Consider the following 24,069-nt stretch of genomic DNA (forward strand, 5'->3'; position numbering starts at 1 on the left):
TATGGCTGAATCATCGAAGCCGAGCTTGCGCGATCTGGACTCCACGCAAGTGAAAAAACTCCTGTCGCTGGCGAGGGACCGCGGTCGAAATGCCGGCAACAACGGGATCTCCTCGATTCCGGCGGTGCCGCGCGATGGCCCGCTGGAATTGTCCTTTGCCCAGCAGCGGCTTTGGCTATTGACACAGCTCGATGGCGCCAGCGCCAACTATCACATTCGCGGCGCGTTGCACCTCGCGGGGGATCTCGACGTCGATGCATGGCGTCGCAGCCTTGATCAGTTGTTTGCGCGTCACGAAGCGCTGCGCAGTGTCTTCCGCGCGGTCGATGGAAAGCCTGGCGTTGAATTGCTGCCGCCCGATGCGTGCCTGCCGGTGCTCGAACACGATTTGCGACAACGCCTGGATGCCGAACAGGAACTCGCGCGCTTGTGCCGCGAGGAGGCCGATGCGCCGTTCGATCTCGCCGCGGGCCCATTGATCCGCGGCCGCCTCATCCGTATCGCGGAGAGGAAATATCTATTCCTGCTCACCCAGCATCACATCGTATCCGACGGCTGGTCGATGGGCGTGCTCGTGCGCGAGCTGGGTGCGCTTTACCGAGCCTTCACGGCAGGCCAAAGCGATCCGCTGCCGCGGCTGGCAATCCAGTATCCGGACTACGCCGCCTGGCAACGGCAGTGGCTGGCGGGTGAGCGATTGCAGCGCCAGGTTGATTATTGGCGGCAGGCGCTCGCGGGCGCTCCCGCGGTGCTCGAATTGCCGGCAGACCGGCCGAGACCACGGGAAAGGTCTCTCGCCGGCGCGTCATTGCCGATTGAGATCGACGTCGAGCTTGCGCATCGCATCAGGCTATTCGGCCAGTCGCATCGCGCGACGGCATTCATGACGGTGCTGGCGGCCTGGGCGGCGGTGCTGTCAAAACTTTCCGGGCAGACCGATCTCGTGATCGGCACGCCGACGGCCAACCGCAACAGGCGCGAAATCGAGGGCCTGGTCGGCTTCTTCGTCAACATGCTGGCGCTCCGCGTGGATTTGTCGGGTGAGCCTGATGTGGCGCAGTTGCTCAGCCGCGTGCGCGGTGCAGCGCTGGCGGCTCAGGATCATCAGGATCTGCCGTTCGAGCAACTCGTCGAGATCATTCAGCCGCCGCGGCGATTGGACCATACGCCGGTCTTCCAAACCGTGTTCGCCTGGCAGAACAATGAAGCGGCGGCACTTGAGTTGCCCGGCCTCCAGGCCGAAATTGCCGATATCCCGCTGCAGCAGGTCAAGTTCGATCTCGAACTCAATCTGGGCGAAGCGGATGGCCGCATTGTCGGCGCCTTGAACTATGCAACGGCGCTGTTCGACGAAGCGACAATCAGGCGTCACCGGGACTATCTGCTGGTCTTGCTGCGGGCCATGGTCGCCGACGCGGATCAGATCGTCGACCGGATCGATATGATTGGCGCCGAGGAGCGCAAGCTTGTTCTGGACACATGGAACGAGACGGCCGCACCGTTCCCGTCCGAGCTCTGCATTCACGAACTGTTCGCAGAGCAAGTCCGAACCGCGCCCGAAGCCACAGCGCTGGTTCACGAGGACGTTCGCCTGAGCTATGGCGAACTTGATGCGAAGGCCAATCAACTCGCACGGCATTTGATCGCTTTGGGTGTGGGACCGGATCAGCCGGTCGCGATCTGCCTAGAGCGCGGCGTCACCATGGTCGTCAGCATGCTGGCCCTGCTGAAGGCGGGGGGCGCTTATCTGCCGCTGGATCCGGCTTACCCGGCGGAGCGGCTGCGCCAGATCGTCGAGGATGCAAAACCGAAATTGTTGATCGCGGATGCTGCCGGACGCGCAATCTTCGCGAATGTCGCGTCCGAGATCGTCGATCTCGGCGCGTGTGCGCCCGCGATCGCAGCGCTCGCGACATCGAATCCACGTGACCTCGTCACGGGGCTAACCTCAAATCTCGCCTACATCATCTACACGTCCGGCTCGACCGGCCGGCCGAAAGGAGTAATGGTCGAGCATCGCGGCCTGGTAAATCTGGCGCTGGCCCAGCGAGCGCTGTTTGACGTTTCCCCACGCAGCCGTGTCGTGCAGTTTGCTTCGTTCAGCTTCGACGCCAGCATCTGGGAAATTGTCATGGCCCTGTGCTCAGGGGCCGAGCTGTTTATTGTCGGTCCGCGACATCATCAAGATACGTCGGAACTGCTCGACTATCTCTCGAACAACGCCGTTACGCACGCGACCTTGCCGCCGGCCATGCTGCAGGGGCGGGATGATCTCGACAGGCTGGCGTCGCTGCGGGTGCTCGTCCTCGCCGGAGAATTGCCCAAGGCGGAATTGATCAAGGCTCTGCCGCCTGGCGTTGCTGTTTTTAACGGCTACGGGCCGACTGAAACGACGGTCTGCGCTACCAGTTGGCTGCGGCCGGCGGGCTTTGATAGCGATGTCGTCCCAATCGGTCGCCCGCTTCCCAACACGCGGATCTATTTGTTGGACCGGCTCGGTGCGCCCGTTCCGCTCGGAGCGACCGGCGAAATCTATATCGGCGGAGCAGGAATAGCCCGCGGGTATCTCAATCGCGCCGACCTGACAGTGGAACGTTTCGTGCGCGATCCCTTCAGTGGCGACGCTACCGCGCGAATGTATCGCAGCGGCGACCTCGGACGTTACCTGCCGGATGGGAATATCGCGTTCCTCGGCCGCAGCGATCATCAGGTCAAGATCCGCGGCTTTCGCATCGAGCTCGGCGAGATCGAGTTTCGTCTCAATGAGCACGCCGGAGTCACCGACGCGGTGGTGCTGGTGCGTCAGGATCACAGCGCTGACCCGCGGCTGGTCGCCTACGTGGCCGCGAAGGACGATGGCGTGAAGCTTGACGCCGGTGAATTTGCGGCTGCGATGCGCAATCACCTTCGTGCGTGCCTGCCGGACTACATGGTGCCGTCGGCCTTCGTGCGCCTGGATACACTGCCGCTCACGCCGAACGGCAAGGTCGATCGCAAGGCGCTGCCCGCGCCGGAGGATGATGCCTTTGCAAGGCGCAGCTTCGAGCCGCCGCAGAGCGAGATCGAGCAGATCGTCGCAAACATCTGGACCGAGCTGCTCGGCGTTGATCGGATTGGGCGCAACGATCACTTCTTTGAACTGGGCGGCCACTCGCTGCTCGCAGTCCGCATGCTCGAGCGTTTGCAGCGACATTCGCTCCGCGCCGATGTGCGCACGCTGTTTGCAAAGCCGGTGCTGGACGATTTCGCCGCCAGCCTCAATGGTGGCGTCGCCGTCTCTGTTCCGGCCAACTTGATCACGCCGCAGACGACGGCAATTACACCTGAAATGTTGCCGCTGATCGCATTGAGGCAGTCCGACATCGACAGCATTGTGGCGAGGATTCCCGGAGGCGTTGCCAACATCCAGGACATTTACAGCCTGTCACCGCTTCAGGACGGCATCCTGTTTCACCATCTGCTGTCGAAGCAGGGCGATCCATACCTGCTGGTCGGACAGATGGCGTTTGCAAGTCGCGACCTGCTCGACCGCTATCTCGCCGCCGTTCAGCAAGTGATCGATCGCCACGACATTCTCCGCACATCAATTCAATGGGAGGGACTATCAGCTCCGGCGCAGGTGGTTTGGCGGCGCGCTTCTGTGGCCGTCACTGAGGTCGTGCTGAACCGCGAGAGTCCGGCGCAGGAACAGCTTACGCGGCGTTTCGACCCGCGCCGCCATCGGATCGATCTCGATCAGGCGCCGCTATTGCGATTTGTGATCGCCCGCGATCCCGGCATGGAGCGATGGCTGCTGTTGGTATTGCTGCATCATTTGATCGGCGATCACTCCACGCTGGAGGTGATGCACGACGAAATTCGGAAGATATTGTCCGGACGCGGACATGAGCTTTCGGCTCCGTATCCGTTTCGAAATCTGGTGGCGCAGTCGCGTGGATCGGCAGCCACCGCGGAGCACGAGCGCTTCTTCCGCAGCATGCTGTCTGACATCGATGAGCCGACCACGCCGTTTGGGCTCGATCGCGTGCATGGCGACGGTGATGGTGTGGCGGAAGCGAAGCGAACGCTGCCGGAACCGCTCAATGCACGACTCCGCGTTTTAGCGCGGCGGCTGGGGCTGAGCCTAGCCAGCCTCTGCCATCTCGCCTGGGGGCAGGTGGTGGCGCGAAGCAGCGGACGCGAGCGCGTCGTGTTCGGCACGGTTCTGTTCGGCCGCTTGCATGCCGGCGCCGGCGGCGATCGCACCATGGGACTGTTCATCAATACATTGCCGCTGCGGCTCGATCTCGATGGCACCGCGGTTGAAGACAGTGTTCATCATGCGCACGCCCGGCTGGCCGAGCTGATGGCGCATGAACATGCCTCGCTGGCGCTCGCGCAACGATGCAGCGGTGTCGCCGCGCCGGCGCCCCTGTTCAGTTCGATCCTGAATTACCGGCACAATGCGATGCCGGCGAACTCGTCTACGGACCAGAATAACGCAGGCGTGCACGGCATCGAGTGGCTCGGCGGCGAAGAGCGCACCAATTATCCCTTGATGCTGGCGATCGAGGATTATGGTCAGGCACTGGGGTTGGCCGCTCAGGTTGTCCATCCGCTCTCGGCCGATCGCATCTGCGCCTTGATGCAGCAGGCGCTCGATCAATTGGCGGAGGCGCTGGAGCATGCGCCTCGGTCTCCGATCAGACAATTGGATGTTCTGCCTAACGAAGAGCGTCAGCTTTTGCTGGAAAAGTGGAATCGGACGCAGGATCTATATCGACGAGACCGCTCGTTTGTCGAACAGTTCGAGGCGCAGGTCGGTCGATCGCCTGACGCTGTGGCGCTGGTGTTTGGCGATGCGAAGCTGAGCTACGGCGCGTTGAATGCGCGCGCCAACCGGCTGGCGCGGCGGTTGCGCGATCGCGGCGTCGGAACCGACGTGGTGGTCGGACTGGCGCTCGACCGCGGCGTCGAGATGATGGTCGCGCTGCTCGCGGTGCTGAAGGCCGGCGGGGCCTATCTGCCGCTCGATCCGGATTACCCGGTGGAGCGGCTGGCGCACATGCTGCGCGACAGCGGCGCTGCGCTGGTGCTGACGCAGCGGACACTGCTCGATCAGTTAACCCCCGTGCTGAAGGAGACCGGCGCCGAAGCGTGGCTGCCTGACGAAAATGAGAGCGGCGAGGGCGGTGCCGGCAATCTTGATGTCACGGTCCATCCCGAAAGCCTGGCCTATGTGATCTACACCTCGGGTTCGACCGGCCTGCCCAAGGGCGTCATGGTTCGCCACCACGCGGTGACGAACTTCTTGGCGACGATGGCGGAGCAGCCGGGCATGACGGCCGAGGACCGTGTACTCGGCCTGACCTCGCTGTCGTTCGATATCGCGGTGCTGGAGCTGTGGCTGCCACTGACGCTCGGGGCATGCGTGGTGCTGGCCGATCGCGCGGCCGCGCATGATCCGGCCCGGCTCATGGGGTTGGTCGCGAAGCACGGGGTCACCATGATCCAGGCAACGCCCTCGACCTGGCGGATGCTGCTCGATCATGACGGCCCGCCGCTGCCGGCGAACTGCCGTGTGCTGTGTGGCGGCGAGGCCTTGCCGCCGGACCTGGCGCGGCGGCTGGTGGCGCAGGCCGGCGAGGTCTGGAACCTGTATGGCCCGACCGAGACCACGGTGTGGTCGGCCCGCCACCGCCTCGATGCACAGGACGATCGTCCGCTTCTGGGCGGCCCGATCGGCAACACCATGCTGCATATCCTCGACAACGATCTCAACCTGGCGCCGGTCGGCGTGGCGGGCGAGCTCTATATCGGCGGCGCAGGTTTGGCGCGCGGCTACTGGCGGCGCGGCGCGCTGACGGCGGAGCGCTTCATCCCCGATCCGTTCGGCCCGCCAGGGGCGCGGCTGTACCGCACCGGCGACGTGGCGCGGTGGCGCGCCGACGGCGTGATCGAGTATATCGGCCGCGCCGACCACCAGGTGAAGATCCGCGGCTTTCGGATCGAACTCGGCGAGATCGAGGCGCGGCTTCTCGAACAGCATGGCGTGCGCTCGGCGGTCGTGGTGGCGCGCGAGGTTGGCGCTGCCCGTCAGCTCGTCGGCTATGTTAGCGGCGCGGCGTCGCTGGACGGGACAGCTCTCAAGACCGCGCTGTCGTCGTTGCTGCCGGACTACATGGTGCCGGCACGGATCGTCGTGCTGGACCGGCTGCCGCTGACGCCGAACGGCAAGATCGACCGCAAGGCGCTGCCGGCGCCGGACCAGCTCGCGACATCAACCGAGCGCGTCGCACCGCGCACGCCGGCAGAAGTGGCGCTCACCGCGATCTGGGCCGACCTGCTGCGCCAGCCCAACATCGGCGTCACCGACAACTTCTTCGAGCTCGGCGGCGACTCTCTCACCGCCGTCCAGCTCGTCAGCCGCATCAAGCGCGATCTCGGCCATGACCTGCCGCTGAACCGCCTGTTTGAAATGACGACCGTCGAAACGATGGCGGCGGCTCTTGCCCAGGAGATTCAGGTCGACAAGCGCAGCGACGACATCGCCGCGATGCTCGACATGTTGAAGGAAGTCGAACTTTCCGATGAATGATATCGCCGCCACGCAGAAGCAGCAGCTTCGCGACATCTCGCAACGCTTGATGCGTCTTGATGCCAACAAGCAGCAAGCGTTCCTGACGCAGCTCGCGGCAAAGGGCGTCAATCTCGCCATGCTGCCGATTGCGCGCCAGGAGAAAACGCGGACGCCGCTTTCCTTTGCGCAGTCGCGCCTCTGGTTCCTGTGGCGGATGGATCCGGGTAGTGCCGCTTACAACATATCGGCGACGGTACGGGTGCGAGGGCAGCTTCAACGGCACGCCCTGCAGCAGGCCTTCGATGCGCTGGTCGCCCGTCACAGCGCGCTTCGCACGGTGTTTCGGCAGGAGGGCAAGGAAGCCGAGCAGGTCGTGCTCGATCCGCAACCGGTTACGTTGCGGCATGTAACGCTCGATGGCGATGATCGCGAACAGCAGGCGCATCGGCTGGCACGGCAGGAAGCATCACGGCCGTTCGATCTCGAGGCCGGCCCGCTCATGCGCGCCGCGCTGCTGACGCTGCAAGAAGGCGCCCATTTGCTCGTCGTCAGCCTGCATCACATCGTGGCCGACGGCTGGTCGATGGGTTTGCTGGTTGATGAGTTCTGGCGCTTGTATGCGGCGGCTGCGTGCGGCGAGTCGCCGGCGTTGCCGGAGCCTGACATCGAATATGCCGACTATGCCTGTTGGCAGCGACTCTGGATGAGTGCGGTCGATGGCGAGCGCCAGGTCAATTACTGGACGGCGCGCCTCGCGGATCCGGCGGTGCTGCAGCTTCCGATCGATCGGGCGCGGCCGGCGGTTCCCGATCTCGCCGGCGCCGCGCTCCGCATGACGCTCGATCCCACGCTCGCCGATGGCTTGCGCGCGCTGGCGCGCCGGCATCAGACCACGCTGTTCGTCGTCCTGCTGGCGAGCTTCAAACTGCTGCTTTATCGCTACACCGGCCAATCCGACATCAGCGTCGGCGTGCCGGTCGCCAATCGCGATCGCGATGAGACGCGCGGCGTGATCGGGCTGTTCGTCAACACCCAGGTCCTTCGTACGCAGCTCGACGGGTGCGCGACGATCGCTGACTTCATCGCATCCGTTCATTCGGCCGCGATCGAAGCCCAGGAGAACCAGGACCTTCCGTTCGAGCGATTGCTGGAAATGCTGCAGCCCAAGCGCAGCCTGAGCCAGAATCCGCTCTTTCAGGTGCTCTACAATCATCAGCGCCGGCGCGTGTCGGGCAATCCGCCCGGCCGGACCGGCCTGCAGATCGAGAAGGTCGAGGCCGAAGTCGACACGGTCAAATTCGACCTCGCGCTCGACAGCGAAGAGGGACCGGCAGGAGAGATCCGCGCGATCTTTACCTATGCGACGGCGTTGTTCGAGCCGGCGACGATCGAACGGCTTGCGTCGCATTGGATCACGATCCTGAGCACGATGGTTGAGGACGGCGCGCAGCCGGTCGCCGGCATCGCACTGCTTTCCGAGCAGGAAATGGCCACGCTGCGTGAGTGGAACGGCGGGGGTGCCGGAACGGCCGCGCCGTTTACGCCGGTGCACCAGACGGTCGCCCGGCTCGCCGCTGAAACGCCTGACGCTCCGGCGCTCATCTTTGGCGACGACGTGGTCTCATATGCCGAGCTTGACCGTCGCGCCAATCGGCTCGCACATCGTCTGATCCGCTTGGGCATCGGTCCTGCCGATCTGGTCGGTATCTCGGCGCGGCGCTCGCCATCGCTCGTTGCAGCCTTGCTGGCCATCTTGAAAGCTGGCGCGGCCTATCTGCCGCTCGATCCCGAGCATCCGGCGAAGCGGCAAGTCGGTACCATGCACGACGCCGGCGTGCGTTTCGTGCTGGTTGATGCAGAAGGTTCGGCAGTCACTGCGCTGTCAGGCATCGCGGCTGTCGCGCTCGACGCAAGCGATCTCGACCAGGAGGCGGAGAACGATCCCGGCATTGCCGTCGAAGCAGCTAGCCTTGCCTATGTGATCTACACCTCGGGCTCCACCGGCATGCCGAAGGGTGTCGCGGTCGAGCACGGGCCGTTTGCGATGCATTGCGAGGTGACTGCCGGGCTCTACGACATGGACCGGCACTCGCGCGAGCTGCACTTCCTGTCCTTTACGTTCGACGGCGCCCATGAGCGGCTCTGGACGGCCCTGACCTGCGGCGCGGCGCTCGTGATGCGTGACGAGAATCTGTGGTCCGCCGAACAGACGCTCGACGTGCTGCGCAAGCAGCGTGTCACCAATGCGGGCTTTCCGCCGCCCTATTTGCAGCAGCTCGCCGACTTTGCGGCGTGGCGCGGCGATCCGCCGCCGGTCAAACTTTACTCGTTCGGCGGCGAGGCCATGCCGAAGGCCGGCTTCGACAAAGTCAAGCGCGCGCTCAAGCCGCGGACATTGATCAACGGCTACGGCCCGACCGAAACCGTCGTGACGCCGCTGGTCTGGAAGGTCGATGCCAGCGAGGAGATCGAGGGAAACTATGCGCCGATCGGCCGTCCGGTGGGACGCCGCACCGCCTACATTCTGGATGGCGATCTGAACATCGTGCCGGTCGGCGTGACCGGCGAATTGTTCATCGGCGGCGAGGGACTGGCACGCGGCTATTGGCGGCGCGCCGGACTGACGGCCGAGCGATTCGTTCCCGATCCCTTTGGTGCGCCCGGCGCACGGCTATATCGCACCGGCGATCTGGCGCGATGGCGCGCCGATGGCGTGATCGGGTATGTCGGGCGCTCCGATCATCAGGTGAAAATCCGCGGCTTCCGGATCGAGCTCGGCGAGATTGAGGCGTGGCTGATGCGTCAGCCGGGCGTGCGGTCGGCGGTCGTCGTCGCCCGTGAAGCCGGTGTCACCCGCCAACTGGTCGGCTATGTCGCCGGCGAGGGCGCGTTCGATGAAGCGGCGATGCGCGCTGCCCTTTCGGACGAACTGCCCGACTACATGGTGCCGGCGCGTGTCGTGAAGCTTGAGCGGCTGCCGCTCACGGCTCACGGCAAGGTGGATCGGGAAGCGTTGCCTGCTCTCGATATGCCTGCAGCAACGGCCGCACATGTCGCGCCGCGTACCGCGGCAGAGGCGACGCTTGCCGCGATCTGGGACGAACTCCTTGGCCAGCCCGTGATTGGCGCTGACGACAATTTCTTCGAGCTCGGCGGCGATTCGATCATCTCGCTGCAACTGGTTGGCCGCGCCCGGCAGGCGGGCCTCGTGATCGAACCGCGTGACGTTTTCCGGCACCAGACCTTGCAGGAGCTGGCGCGGGTAGCGCGCATCGAACGGCCGGTGGAAGCGGCGGCTCCCGAAAAAGCTCTCGATGGCAGCGAACATCCGCTATTGCCGATCCAAGCGCGTTTCTTCAGCGAGGATGCCGGGGAGCGTCATCACTGGAATCAGGCTGTCCTTTTGATGCCGAAGGCGCGCCTGGATTGGGCGACCGTTGAGCGCGCGGTCGCCGCCGTCGTCGCGCATCACGATGCCTTGCGTCTTAGCTTCAGGGAAGTCGATGGCGCTTGGCGCGCAACCTATGGTGCCGCGCCGGCAGTTTCGGAGTTGTTGTGGATTCGGAGCGGCATTCGCGATGCAGCCGAGGTAACGGCCGTCGCTTCTGCAGCCCAGGCGAGCCTGTCGTTGGCAGGACCGCTGCTGCGCGTGGTCGGCATGGATCTCGCCGACCGCAGCCAGCGGCTCCTCATTGTGGTGCACCATCTTGTTGTCGATGGCGTGTCGTGGCGCGTGCTGCTCGAAGACTTTGCGGCGGCGTACGGGCAGCTTCAGCAAGGCGCCGCGTCGATCGCGCTGGCGAGCAGCCAGTCCTATGCATCCTGGGGCGCGCGGTTGCAGGCATATAGCGGCACCGAAGAGGTCTCTGCCGAGTTGCCCTATTGGCTCGAACGGGGATCGCACGCCGATCTGCCCTGCGACGATCATCATGACGTCGACCTTGTTGCCGAGGGCGAGGACATCCTGCTGGCATTCGATGCCGGGCTGACGACGCGGCTGCTCAAGGAAGCGCCGGCTGCCTATCGAACCCACGTCAATGATCTGCTGCTGGCGGCATTGACGCGGGCGATATCGCGCTGGAGTGGAATCGAGGAGGTTGTCGTCGAGCTCGAAGGGCACGGCCGCGAGGACGTCTTCTCTGGGGCAGACATTTCCCGCACGGTCGGCTGGCTCACCACCGCTTTCCCTGTGCGCTTGCCGGGAGGCTCCGGCGGCGACGCTTCGCTGATCAAATCCGTCAAGGAGGAGCTTCGGGCGATTCCTGCCCGCGGCTTGGGCTACGGCGTGTTGCGCTATCTCGGCACCGACGCGCAGCGCCACGCGCTGGCCGCGCTGCCCGAGCCGCGCATCGTTTTCAACTATCTCGGCCAGTTCGATTCCAGCGTGGGTGAGGGCACGTCGTTCAGGATCGCGCCTGAGAGCGCCGGGCCGGCGCGCAGCGACAGTGCGCCGCTTGGCCGCTGGCTGAGTATCAACGGCCAGGTGCGGGAAGGCCAGCTGCGGTTGTCGTTCAGCTACGGCCGCAGGCGTTATCGGCGAGCCACGATCGAACGCCTCGCAGAGCATTATGCCGCGGCGCTGAGAGAACTCGTCGGCCATTGCACAAGCGGTGCCCGCGGCATGACGCCTTCGGACTTCGCATTGTCGAATTTGAGCCAAGCCGATCTCGATCTCCTGGGCGCCACGATCGATTGCCGCGACATCGAAGACATCTATCCGCTGTCGCCGATGCAGCAGGGCATGCTTTTCCACGCGCTGCGCGACGGAGAAAGCGGCAACTACGTCAACCAGGTTGGTCTCGAAGTGCGAGGTCTCGATGCCGGCAGGTTGCGCGCAGCCTGGCATGAGGTGAGCGCGCGGCACGCGGTGCTGCGAACTGGCTTTGCCTGGCGCGAACTTTCGGGCGCGGCACAGCAAGTCGTTTATCGTCATGTGACGCTGCCATTCGTGGAAGAAGACTGGCGCGGGCAGGCCGCAGCCATGGACCGCAGCGAACTCGAGGCGGCGCTGGCGCGGGCGTCGCAGGCCGAGCGCGCCAAGAGTTTTGACCTGTCGCAAGCGCCGTTGCAGCGTGTGCGGCTGATCCGGCTAGATGAAAGCCGCCACTGGGTGATCTGGACGCACCATCACATCTTGCTGGACGGCTGGAGCTCGGCGCGCCTGGTGGCCGAGATACTGCAACATGAGCATGGCTATCGTTTGCCTGCCGTACAGGGCCGCTACCGCGACTACATCGCCTGGCTGCAACGGCAGGAACGCGAAGCGTCGGCGACGTTCTGGCGCACGGCATTAGCGGAACTGGATGAGCCGGGCTTCGTGGCCGATAGGCTGGGAGGACCTGCAGCCACTGGTGCATCGGGCCATGGTTCACTCGACCTGCTTCTCACTGCCGATCTGACTGCAAGGCTGCAAGCATTTGCAAAGCGCGAGCGCGTCACGCTCAACACCCTGTTGCAGGGGGCGTGGGCGCAGTTGTTGCGTCGTCATACCGGCCAGCGCGTGGTTTGCTTCGGCGCGACCGTGTCGGGCAGGCCCGCAGAGATCGGCGGGTCCGAGGAAATGGTGGGCCTGTTCATCAACACACTGCCGGTCGTGGATCAGGCAAGCCCGCAGACCGATGTGGGTGCGTGGCTTCGCGACCTGCAGGAACGCAACATCGATTTGCGCGATCACGGCTGGATGCCGCTCTACGAAATCCAGCGTCTCGCAGGACGATCCGGCAGGCCGCTGTTCGACAATATCCTGGTGTTCGAGAACTATCCGATCGATCAGGCGTTGCGCGGCGAAAACGAAAGCGGTCACCGTTTCGGGCGGGTCGAGCAGATCTCGATCACCAACTATGCCCTTACGGTGGCGGTGTTCGCTAAGACCGACGGCATCAACCTCGGCTTTCGCTACCACCGCAACCGGTTCGATGAAGACCAGATCAGATATCTGCAGCACACGTTGTCGCGGCTCCTTGCCGAGATCGTCGCAGACGCCTCCCGGCCGCTGGGTGAGATCAGCGGTCTCGATACGGATGAGACGCGAAAAGTACTCGGCTGGAGCGGCGGCTTCGCCAATGCTCCGAATGTTGGCAACAGCATTGTCGCTCAGATCGAGGCACGGGCGGCTGTTTCGCCAGCCGCCATTGCGTTGGTATTTGGCGGCCAGCAGGTCGGCTATGGCGACCTGAACGCTCGCGCCAATCGTCTGGCGCGCCGGTTGCGAGACGACGGCATCGGTCGCGATCGGCTGGTCGGCCTCGCACTGGAGCGCAGCGTCGAGTTGATCGTCGGCGTTCTCGCCGTGCTGAAAGCCGGCGGAGCCTATCTGCCGCTCGATCCCGATTATCCGCCGGATCGTCTTCTGCATATGCTGCGCGACAGCGGAGCCGCGCTGGTGCTGACGCAAGGCCGGTTAGTAGAGCGCCTTGCGCCTGTGATCGCGGAAGCTGCCGTCGAGGCCTGGCCCATCGATGAAGAGACTAGGGCGCCGACCGGAGTGCCGGCTCGTAATCCGGACGTGGCGCTGCATCCGGACAGCCTCGCCTACGTGATGTACACGTCGGGATCGTCGGGTGCGCCCAAGGGCGTGGCGTGCACACATGGCGCGCTGGCCGCGCGGCTTGGCTGGATGCAGGCGGAATATCGCCTCGATGCCGGCGAGACCTTGCTGCAGAAGACGCCGTTCAGTTTCGACGTCTCGGTCTGGGAGATCCTGTGGCCGCTAGCTACCGGCGCACGGCTTGCGATCGCGACGCCGGGCGCGCATCGGGAGCCGCGGCTGCTGGTTGAGGCCATCGTTGCCCATGAGGTGACGACGCTGCATTTCGTGCCGCAGATGCTCGAACATTTCGTTGCCGAGCCCGAAGCGAAACGCTGCGGCACCCTCAAGCGTCTATTTGCCGGCGGCGAGGCCTTGTCGGCGGAGTTGAAGGCGCGTGTGCTTGCAACGTTTCCCAATGTGCGTTTCGATAATCGCTACGGTCCAACCGAAGCCTTGATCAATGCCACGTTCTGGAACTGTCGTGACGACGGCGCAACGCGGGTGCCGATCGGACGGCCGATTCCAGGTACGGCAATTCGTATCCTTGATGCTGACATGAACATGGTCCCCGCCGGCGTGACCGGTGAACTGTTCATTGGCGGAGCAGGGCTGGCGCGGGGCTACTGGCGACGTCAGGCGCTGACGGCGGAACGTTTCCTTCCCGATCCCTTTGGCGCCACTGGCGCGCGGCTATATCGAACGGGCGATTTGGCGCGTTGGCACGCCGACGGTGCAATCGATTATATCGGCCGGTCCGATCACCAGATCAAGATTCGCGGCTTCCGCATCGAGCTTGGAGAGATCGAGGCGCGGCTGCTCGAGCAGCCCGGCGTCCGCGCTGCGGTGGTCGTGGCGCGCGAGGTCGGAGCCGGTCGACAACTCGTTGGTTATGTCAGTGGCGCGAGTGAACTGGAGGAGTCGGTCCTGCGGACGGCGCTGTCGGCCGTACTGCCTGATTACATGGTGCCGTCGCGGATCGCGGTGCTGGAGCGGCTGCCGCTGGCGCCAAACGGCAAGATCGACCGCCAAGCGCTCCCGGCGCCTGACGTGGCGTATATCGGCGCCGAATATCAGGCGCCGCGCACGCCAGCCGAACTGGCGCTCGCGGCGATCTGGGCCGAACTGCTCGGCCGTCCTGCTGTCGGCCTTGCCGACAATTTCTTCGAACTCGGCGGCGATTCGATCATCTCGCTGCAGATGGTGAGCCGGGCCCGCCGCGCCGGTTACCTGATCGAACCGCGCGACGTGTTTCAGCATCAGACGCTCGAAGCGCTGGCGCTGGCCGCACGTGCCGAGCAGCGCAGCGAAGCGCTCGCCGAGCAGGGCCAGGCCACCGGCCCGCACTCGTTGCTGCCGATCCAGGCGAGGTTCTTTGCGGAGGACGCAGGAAAACGCGATTACTGGAACCAGGCGGTGCTGCTGCGGCCGAGAGATCATCTCGATTGGGAAATGATGCGGCGCGCGATAGCTGCCATGGTCGATCATCACGACGCGCTGCGGCTTCGCTTCCAGGAAAGCGCCGGAAGGTGGCGCGCGGAGCACGGCCCTGCACCCGCCGCCGGCGATTTGCTTTGGATCCGAAGCGCGGCCGACGGGGAAGCCGTGACAGCGTTGGCGTCTTTGGCGCAGGCAAGTCTCTCGATATCGAGAGGACCGCTGTTGCGTGCGGTCGGGATCGATGTCGCCGATGGCACTCAGCGTCTCCTGATCGTGATCCATCATCTGGTTGTCGACGGCGTGTCATGGCGGGTTCTGCTGGAAGACATCGCCGCCGCGTACGCGCAGCTAGTGAACGGCGACGCGACGGGCGCGCTTCCGCCGAAGAGCCACGCCTATACTGTGTGGAGCAAGCGGCTGCAAGATTATGCAGCATCGCCCGAACTGGCGACTGAACTTTCTTATTGGGTCGATCGCCGTGCGAATGCGGACATTCCCTGCGATGACGACCATGGCGGCACCGACTATGTCGCCGATGCCGATGAGGTCCTGCTCACGTTCGAACGGGAATTGACGCAGCGCCTGCTGACGGATGCGCCGTCCGCCTACCGTACGCAGATCAACGATCTTCTTCTCGCCAGCCTGGCACGCGCTGTCTGGCAGTGGAGCGGGCAGGACGATGTGCTGGTCGAGCTGGAGGGCCACGGCCGCGAGGACCTGTTCGGCGATCTCGATATCTCGCGCACCGTCGGCTGGTTCACGACCGCCTTTCCCGTGCAGCTGGCTGGTGGATCGCAGAACCCATCGTCATTGATCAAGACCGTGAAGGAGGATCTGCGCGGCATTCCTGGGAGGGGGCTCGGCTATGGCGTGTTGCGCTATCTCGGCTCGGAACAGCAGCGCACGGCGCTGTCTGACATTGCCGAGCCGAAGATTGCCTTCAATTATCTCGGCCAGATCGACGGCGGCGTCGACGACACGGCATTGTTCGCCATGGCATCGGAAAGCGCGGGCCCCTCGCGTGATGCATCGAGCCCGTTGCGGCGCTGGCTCAGCGTGAATGGCACCGTCCGCGAGGGCCAGTTGCGGCTCTCGTTCGGGTTCGGTCGCAAGCGCTATCGGCGCGAGACGATCGAGCAATTGGCTGGGTTGTACGAAGCGGCGCTGCGCGAGTTGGTCGAGCATTGCACCAGCGGCGCCTGCGGCCTGACGCCATCGGATGTGGCACTGTCACGACTTGGCCAAGCCGATCTCGACAGGCTGGAGTTGGATTGGCGAGAGATCGAGGACATCTATCCGTTGTCGCCGATGCAGCAGGGAATGCTGTTCCATGCCATGCACGATGGCGAGCGTGGGCTTTACGTCAACCAGGTCGCCGCGGAAGTGCGAGGCCTGGATGCCGGAAAGCTTCATCGCGCCTGGCAGGCGGTCAGTGATCGGCATGCGGTGCTGAGAACCGGTTTTGTCTGGCGCGACTTGGCAGGCTCGCCGCAACAGATTGTCTATCGTCGTGCTGAGGTGCCGTTCATCGAGGAGGACTGGCGCCCGCGAGCCGCGGCGTCCGAGCCGTCCCAGTTGGAGGCCGCGCTAGCCGATGTTTCGCTGCGCGAGCGGATCGAAGGGTTTGACCTGTCGAAGCCGCCCCTGCAGCGCGTGCGGCTGATCCGGCTCGGAGACGATCGTCATTGGCTGATCTGGACCCACCATCACATTCTTCTCGACGGATGGAGCTTGGCGCGGCTGATCGCCGAGGTGATGCAGCACAACGGCGACGGGCGGTTGCCTGCATTGCAGCGTCGTTATCGCGACTACATCGGTTGGCTACAGAGCCGGGACAGCGATGCATCGGCGGCGTTCTGGCGCAATGCAGTGGCAAAGCTCGAAGAGCCAAGCTTCCTGGCAGGCGGTTCGACCGAACATGCAGACGCAGAGTCGTCCGGCCACGGCATGCTCGCGCTGGAGCTGGATGTTGCCGCGACGGAACGCCTGCAACAATTTGCTGCGCGCGAGCGTGTGACGCTGAACACGCTGGTACAGGCGGCATGGGCGCAATTGCTGCGCCAGTATACCGGGCAGGGCACGGTTTGCTTCGGCGTCACCGTATCAGGCAGGCCGCCGGAATTGGCCGGCGCCGAGGACATGGTGGGTTTGTTCATCAACACCTTGCCGGTCGTCGACGATGCCAATCCGCAGCAGAAGGTCGGCGCATGGCTGCGCGACCTGCAGGATCGCAATCTGACCTTGCGCGAATACGGCTGGACGCCGCTCTATGAGATCCAGCGCCTGGCGGGACGTCCCGGACGGCCGCTGTTCGACAGCATCCTGGTGTTTGAGAATTATCCGGTCGACCGCGCGCTGATTGGGAAAAATCGACAGATTCGGGTTGGCGAGACCAGGATCATCGAGACCAGCAATTATCCGCTGTTCGCGAGCATCGGCCTTGATGAGCGATTGCGGTTGGCCTTCAACTATCAGCGCAAGCATTTCGATGAGGCGCAGATCGCGCGGCTGCAGCGCGCCCTTGTGCGGTTGATGGAGGCGTTGAGCGCCGATGCCGATCGGCCTGTCGGCATGATCGCGGCCAGCGATCCCGCGGATGATGCGCTGCTCTCCCGGGCGAACGACACGCGCTGCGATGAGCCGCGCCGGGGAATTATCGAGCAGTTCGAGGCGCAGGTCCGTCAATCTCCTGACGCTGTGGCGCTGGTGTTTGGCGATGCAGAGCTGAGTTATCGCGCGTTGAACGCGCGCGCCAACCGGCTGGCGCGGCGGCTGTGCGATCGCGGCGTTGGAGCCGACGTGGTGGTCGGGCTGGCGCTGGAGCGCGGCGTCGAGATGATGGTCGCGCTGCTCGCGGTATTGAAGGTGGGCGGGGCCTATCTGCCGCTCGATCCGGATTACCCGCCGGAGCGGCTAGCGCACATGCTGCGCGACAGCGGCGCCGCGCTGGTGCTGACGCAACGCACGCTGCTCGATCGGTTTGCGCCCGTGCTGAAGGAGACCGGCGCCGAGGCCTGGCTGCTCGACGAGCAGGATAGCGGCGAGGGCGATGAGGCCGGCAATCTTGACGTCGCCGTCCATCCCGAGAGCCTCGCCTATGTGATCTACACCTCAGGCTCGACCGGCCTGCCCAAGGGCGTGATGGTCCGTCATGACGCGGTGACAAACTTTTTGGCGACGATGGCGGAGCGGCCGGGCATGACGGCCGAGGACCGCGTGCTCGGCCTGACCTCGCTGTCGTTCGACATTGCGGTGCTGGAACTGTGGCTGCCACTGACGCTCGGGGCATGCGTGGTGCTGGCCGATCGCGCGGCCGCGCATGATCCGTCGCGGCTCAAGGCGATGGTGGCCAAGCACGGGGTCACCATGATCCAGGCAACGCCCTCGACCTGGCGGATGCTGCTCGATCATGACGGCTCATCGTTACCCGCAAGCTGCCACGTGCTGTGCGGCGGCGAGGCCTTGCCGCCGAACCTGGCGCGGCGGCTGGTGGCGCACGCCGGCGAACTCTGGAACCTGTATGGCCCGACCGAGACCACGGTGTGGTCGACCCGCCACCGCCTCGATGCCAACGACGACCGTCCGCTTCTGGGCGGCCCGATCGGCAACACCACGCTGCATATTCTCGACAACGACCTCAATCTGGCGCCGGTCGGTGTGGCGGGCGAGCTCTATATCGGCGGCGCGGGACTTGCGCGCGGCTACTGGCGGCGTGGCGCGCTGACAGCGGAACGCTTCATCCCCGATCCGTTCGGCACCTCCGGCGCGCGGCTGTACCGCACCGGCGACGTAGCGCGGTGGCGCGCCGACGGCGTGATCGAATATATCGGCCGTGCCGACCACCAGGTGAAGATCCGCGGCTTCCGGATCGAGCTTGGCGAGATCGAGGCGCGGCTTCTCGAACAGGATGGCGTGCGGTCGGCGGTCGTGGTGGCGCGCGAGATCGGCGCTGCCCGCCAGCTCGTCGGCTATGTCAGCGGCGAAGCGTCGCTGGATGCGGCCACACTCAAGGCCGCGCTGTCGTCGGTGCTGCCGGACTACATGGTGCCGGCGCGGATCGTGGTGCTGGACCGGTTGCCGCTGACACCGAACGGCAAGATCGATCGCAAGGCGCTGCCGGCGCCGGATCAGCTTGCGGCATCGGCCGAACATGTCGCGCCGCGTACGCCGGCAGAAGCGGCGCTCGCCGCGATCTGGGCCGACCTGCTGCGCCAGCCCCATATCGGCATCACCGACAACTTCTTCGAGCTCGGCGGCGACTCGATCATTTCGCTGCAGATGGTGAGCCGCGCGCGTCGTGAAGGCGTACTCATCGACCCGCGCGATGTCTTCCGGCACCAGACGATCGAAGCGCTGGCCGCGTTGTCCCGCAACGTAGGCCCGAACAAGGACACTCCGGCACCTGCGCGTGGTTCACTGTCGGGTTTGACCAGCGAGCAGCTCGATCGGCTCGATCTAGACTGGAATCGCATTGAGGACATCTACCCGCTGTCGCCGATGCAGCAGGGCATGCTGTTCCACAGCCTGCGCGACGCCGGCAGCGGCGTTTACGTCAACCAGGTTAGCGTTGAAATCCGCGGACTTGACGCGGAGCGTCTCGGGAGAGCATGGCGCGAGGTGACCGCACGCCATCAGATGCTTCGGACCGGATTCCTGTGGCGCGAGCTTGCCGGGTCTCCATTGCAAGCCGTCTATCGCGACGCCATCGCGCCGTTCGAACAGGAGGACTGGCGCGGGCAAGCCATAACCGCTGAACGGATTGCGGAGGCGCTTGCCGGCGAACGCGCCGCCGAGTTCGATCTCTCGATGCCGCCGCTGCAGCGCGTGCGGCTGCTGCGCCTCGAGGCCGATCTTTATCGGCTGATCTGGACCTATCATCACATCCTGATGGACGGGTGGAGTTCGGCAAGGTTCGTCGGGGAAGTGCTGGAATGCTATTATGGCGGCGCGCCGGCGGCGAACCCGACGCGTTACCGCGACTATATCGCTTGGCTGCTGGCGCAGGACGCCAAGGCTGCCGAATCTTTCTGGCGCCAACAGCTCAAGTCATTCGACGAGCCGACGCAATTGGCCGATGCCTTCGGCTCGCGCCGCCATGATGCTTCCCGCCACGAGCGCTGTTACACGCGGCTTGGAGAGACGGCGACCGCGGAGCTGAAAGCATTCGCGCGCCGTGAGCGGATCACGCTCAATACAATCGTTCAGGGCGTATGGGCGTTGCTGTTGCAACGCTATACCGGCCAGCAGACCGTGACGTTTGGCGTCACCGTCGCCGGCCGCCCGGCTAGTCTCGACGGATCGCAGCAGATGCTCGGGTTGTTCATCAACACGCTGCCCGTGATTGAAACGCCAAAGCCTGCGAGCACGGTTGGAGACTGGTTGCGCGCGCTTCAGGATCGCAATTCGGCGATACGGGATTATGAGCATACGCCGCTCTACGATATCCAGAGCTGGGCCGGCCGTGCCGGTCAGGCCATGTTCGACAGCATCATCGTGTTCGAGAACTATCCGATCGAGCGCAGCATGCACCGCGGCGACGGCTCGCTGCAGTTCGGCGGCCTCAGGAATGTAGACGTCACGAACTATCCGATGGACCTGTCGGTGCTCGTCGAGGACACGCTTCAGGTCGAGTACACCTATATGCCGAGCCATTTCACGGCGGCACAGGCGACGCAGATCAAGGCGCAATTCGAGCAACTGCTGGCCGCGCTGACGCGCGATGCATCGGCCTTGCTCGGCAGCATCGATCCGGTCACGGCGGTCGACGCCGCGCTCGCCGAAAATTGCAATCGTCACGCGACCTCGGCGGCTTCATTGCCGCTGGTTCATGAGTCGATCGGCTTCCACGCGCAGCGTCATCCGCAACGGACGGCGCTTACCATCGGCGGCAGGACGCTCTCGTTCGGTACGCTCGACGCCAGGGCCAATCGTCTTGCCCATCACCTGATTGCGCGCGGGCTTAAGCCCGAACAGCGCGTGGGCGTCGTGGTCGAACGAACAGACGTCACGATGGTTGCGCTGCTGGCAGTCCTGAAGGCGGGCGGGGCCTACGTTCCGCTCGACCCGGAGATACCGGCCGATCGGCGCGCCTTTGTCATGCGCGATGCCGGGATCTCGTTCTTGCTGACGGGACAGCTCGATGTCCGCGAAGGCTTGGATGGTGTCGAGAGAATCTCCCTTTCGACATTCGATTTCGATGCCGGGCCGGACCATGCTCCGCAACCGGAGCTGCATCCCGATAACCTCGCTTATTTGATCTACACGTCGGGCTCGACGGGCACGCCAAAGGGCGTCGCCGTCGCCCATGGGCCGCTCGCGATGCACTGTCATGTCACGGGCCAGCTTTACGAGATCGACGAGAATTCGTGCGAGCTGCACTTCCTGTCGCTTGTCTTCGATGGCGCCCACGAACGCTGGTTGACGGTCCTGTCGCATGGCGCCCGGCTCTTGATGCGGGACTCGGAATTGTGGACGCCGGAGCAGACGGTCGAAAACCTGCACGCGCATCGTGTCAGCCATATCGGATTGCCGCCGGCCTATCTGCTACAGGTCGCAGAGTCGGCCGAGCAGGCAGGCAATCCGCCGCCGGTCAAGCTCTACTCGTTCGGCGGCGAGGCGATGCCGAAGGCGGGCTTCGACAAAGTCAGGCGCGTTCTGAAGCCGCGTATCCTGATCAATGGCTACGGTCCGACCGAAACCGTCGTTACGCCGCTGGTATGGAAGGTCGATGGCGCCTCCGAATGCGAGACACCTTACGCGCCGATTGGTTTGCCGGTCGGCGACCGCCGCGCCTACATCCTCGATAGTTCGCTCAATATCATTCCCGCCGGTGTCGCCGGCGAGCTCTATCTCGGCGGCTTCGGACTGGCGCGCGGCTATCACGGTAAGGCGGGCATGACCGCCGAGCGGTTCGTGCCCGATCCATTCTCGGCGGTGCCGGGGGCGCGGCTATACCGGTCCGGTGACCTCGCGCGCTGGCGCGAAGACGGTACCGTCGAATATCTCGGCCGCAGCGACGACCAGGTCAAGGTCAACGGCTTCCGGATCGAGCTTGGGGAGATCCAGACCTCGCTGCTTCGTCACGAGGAGATCGAACAGGCAGCCGTAGGGGCGCTAGCGGGCGCGGCCGGAAACCAACTCATTGCCTATGTCGCGCCGAAGACGGCAAAGAACGCAGCGGGAGATGCTGCCGAGGCTTTGGTCGGCAGATTGACGGATTTCCTGAAGCAGACCTTGCCTGTTTACATGGTGCCGGCGCGGATCATGGTGCTTGAGCGGCTGCCGGTGTTGTCGAGCGGCAAGGTTGACCGGCGTGCGCTGCCGGCCCCCGACTCGGCCGGGCGAAGCTTCGTGGCTCCGCAAGGGCCGGCAGAAACCGCGATGGCGCGGCTATGGGCCGACATCCTCAAGCTGCCGCAGGTCGGCGTCACAGATAATTTCTTCGAGCTCGGCGGCAATTCGATTCTCAGCCTGAAGGTCGTGGCCCGGCTGCGGCAGGACAAGACGTTCGGCATCGAGATCAAGCTTCGTGATCTCCTGCAGAAGCCGACGATCCGTGCGCTGCTTGCGGACAACGCTTCATCGGCGCCCGCCGCTGCGCTGCAGCCGACAGCGCTGCTGCCGCTGAATGCCGCGGTTCGTGGCGTGCATCCGGTATTCTGCGTGCATGGCGGTTTTGGTACCGTTTTCGATTACGGGCCGCTGGCGCGCCGCCTTGAAGGACGCCGGCAGGTGACCGGTCTGCAGTCCAGGATGCTGGTCGACAGTTCGTGGAGCGACCGGTCGCTCGAGGCGATGGCGTCCGACTATGCGAACGAGATCAGGCGGGTTCAGCCAAACGGTCCCTATAGTTTGATCGGCTGGTCGCTCGGAGGCCTTCTCGTCACTCTTGTTGCCGCCGAACTCGAACTGTGCGGTGAACGGGTCGATTGTCTCCTGATGGTCGACAGCTTTGTGCTGCGTCAGCACGGCGGATCGGAGCGGCAGGAAACGGTCGCCCACTGGGCTGATGATCTCGCGGGATTGCTCTCGGCCGTTCTTCCGCATACCGCAGCCGTTCGTATCCACGCGCACACGGAAGCCGCAAAGCGCACGGGCATGCTGGAGACGTCAGAGACTGTCCGGCGTCTGGTTGCGCAGATATTGGAGGAGGTGCAGGGAGCATCGGCGGACGACACATTGCTCGGTATCGACGACGTGTCCGGCGCCTTCGCAGTCGGCCGGCACCTCAAGACCCTGACGCAGAACGCTGCGCCGCCGCGGAGTCTTGCGGCCAAGCCATTGTGCTGGTGGACGTCGGGCCGCCTGACGCAGCGTGATCGGCTGGAGACGCAACTGCCTGATGCCATTGACCGCGGCATCGTTGGAGATAATCACTTCACGATCCTCAGGGATGCCGGCTTGCTCGATGAGATCTGCAGGCTGCTCGTACCGGAGACGGCATCCGCGGCGCCGCAAGACACGGTGCCGGAACCGGCGGAGTGAACATCTACATGAGCCTTGATCCCGATATTGCCGCACTGCTCGAGATGGTGCAGGCCGGCACCGAAAGCGGGGCGCGCATTCCGTTTCCGCAACTGACAGCCGCACAGGCACGCACCGATTTCGATGCATCCTCGCCGCTGCTCGATGTCGATCCGCCGGCGCTAGCGTATGAGCGCCATCTTGCGCTACCGACGCGCGATGGAGCCTCGATCGACGCGCGGCTCTACGCGAAGGAGGAGCCGAGCCGTCGCAGTCCGACGCCGGTCCTGCTCTATATGCACGGCGGCGGCTTTGTGGTCGGAAGCCTGGACTCACATCAGCCATTGTGCCGCGGTCTCGCCGAAGACAGCGGTGCGGCCGTGCTGTCGCTTGGCTACCGGCTTGCGCCGGAGCACACGTTTCCGACTGCGTTCGAGGATGCGGTCGATGCACTGGCCTGGATCGGCCGTGAGGGGCCTGCTGCGGGACTAGATGCCGGCCGCGTCGCCATTGGGGGCGATAGCGCTGGCGGAACGCTCGCCGCGGCGCTCGCCATCGAAGCCAAGGCGAACCGAAGCCTGCCGCAGCCCGTCCTCCAGGTGCTCGCCTATCCCGGCCTGAGCTCCCGGCAAACGTCCAATTCCCACGAACGGTATGGCTCCGGCTATCTCCTGGAACGCAGCACCGTCGACTGGTTCTTCCGGCAGTATCTCCGCGACGATTCCGACCGCGACGATTGGCGCTTTGCGCCGCTGGCCGCCAAGGATATCTCGGAGCTGCCACCGGCGCTGATCGTGCTTGCCGAATATGATCCGCTGGTGGACGAAGGGCGCGAATACGCAGCAAAGCTCTGTGCCGCCGGCGTTCCCGTCGACTTGCAGATCTATCCGGGCATGATTCACGAATTCCTACGCATGGGAAATGTCGTGGCCGATGCCCTGCGGGCGCGGGCGGCGATCGGGCAGGCGCTGGCCAGCGCTTTTCGGGCCGCAAGCGAAGGCGGCCGGACATGGAAAGACAGGGCATATGAAGGTATGTCATAACTCTCGTCTCTCGCAGCCTCGCCGCAAGCCGTTCCCGA

The 24,069-nt window shown here is 64.6% G+C and carries 3 protein-coding genes; all 3 read left to right on the forward strand.

Translation table 11 applies throughout. The annotated features are described in order from the left end of the window. Position 1 precedes the first annotated feature (1 nt). From RX328_RS15830 to RX328_RS15840, 3 genes are read left to right on the forward strand one after another with little or no spacing between them, the layout of a single operon-like run. Positions 2–6,577 carry a non-ribosomal peptide synthetase gene (locus RX328_RS15830; RefSeq protein WP_213251526.1) on the forward strand — a complete coding sequence of 2,192 codons (6,576 nt, stop codon included), beginning with the start codon at positions 2–4 and terminating at the stop codon, positions 6,575–6,577. Beyond that, the gene (locus RX328_RS15835) at positions 6,570–23,009 is read left to right on the forward strand and encodes a non-ribosomal peptide synthase/polyketide synthase (RefSeq protein WP_213251525.1); all 16,440 of its coding nucleotides are present in this window, start codon (positions 6,570–6,572) and stop codon (positions 23,007–23,009) included. Before RX328_RS15830 ends, RX328_RS15835 begins: the two co-directional genes overlap by 8 nt. Further along, positions 23,006–24,031: an alpha/beta hydrolase gene (locus RX328_RS15840; RefSeq protein ID WP_312018001.1), complete on the forward strand. Its 1,026-nt coding sequence runs from the start codon at positions 23,006–23,008 to the stop codon at positions 24,029–24,031. The genes RX328_RS15835 and RX328_RS15840 overlap by 4 nt, the downstream gene beginning before the upstream one ends. Positions 24,032–24,069: the final 38 nt, after the last annotated feature.

The sequence above is a fragment of the Bradyrhizobium sp. sBnM-33 genome, from assembly GCF_032917945.1.
Classification (GTDB): Bacteria; Pseudomonadota; Alphaproteobacteria; order Rhizobiales; family Xanthobacteraceae; genus Bradyrhizobium.

What these genes read in the sequence shown, in the direction of transcription:
- RX328_RS15830 (WP_213251526.1), top strand. Translation starts at nt 2, where the DNA reads ATGGCTGAATCATCGAAGCCGAGCTTGCGCGATCTGGACTCCACGCAA.
- RX328_RS15835 (WP_213251525.1), top strand. Translation starts at nt 6,570, where the DNA reads ATGAATGATATCGCCGCCACGCAGAAGCAGCAGCTTCGCGACATCTCG.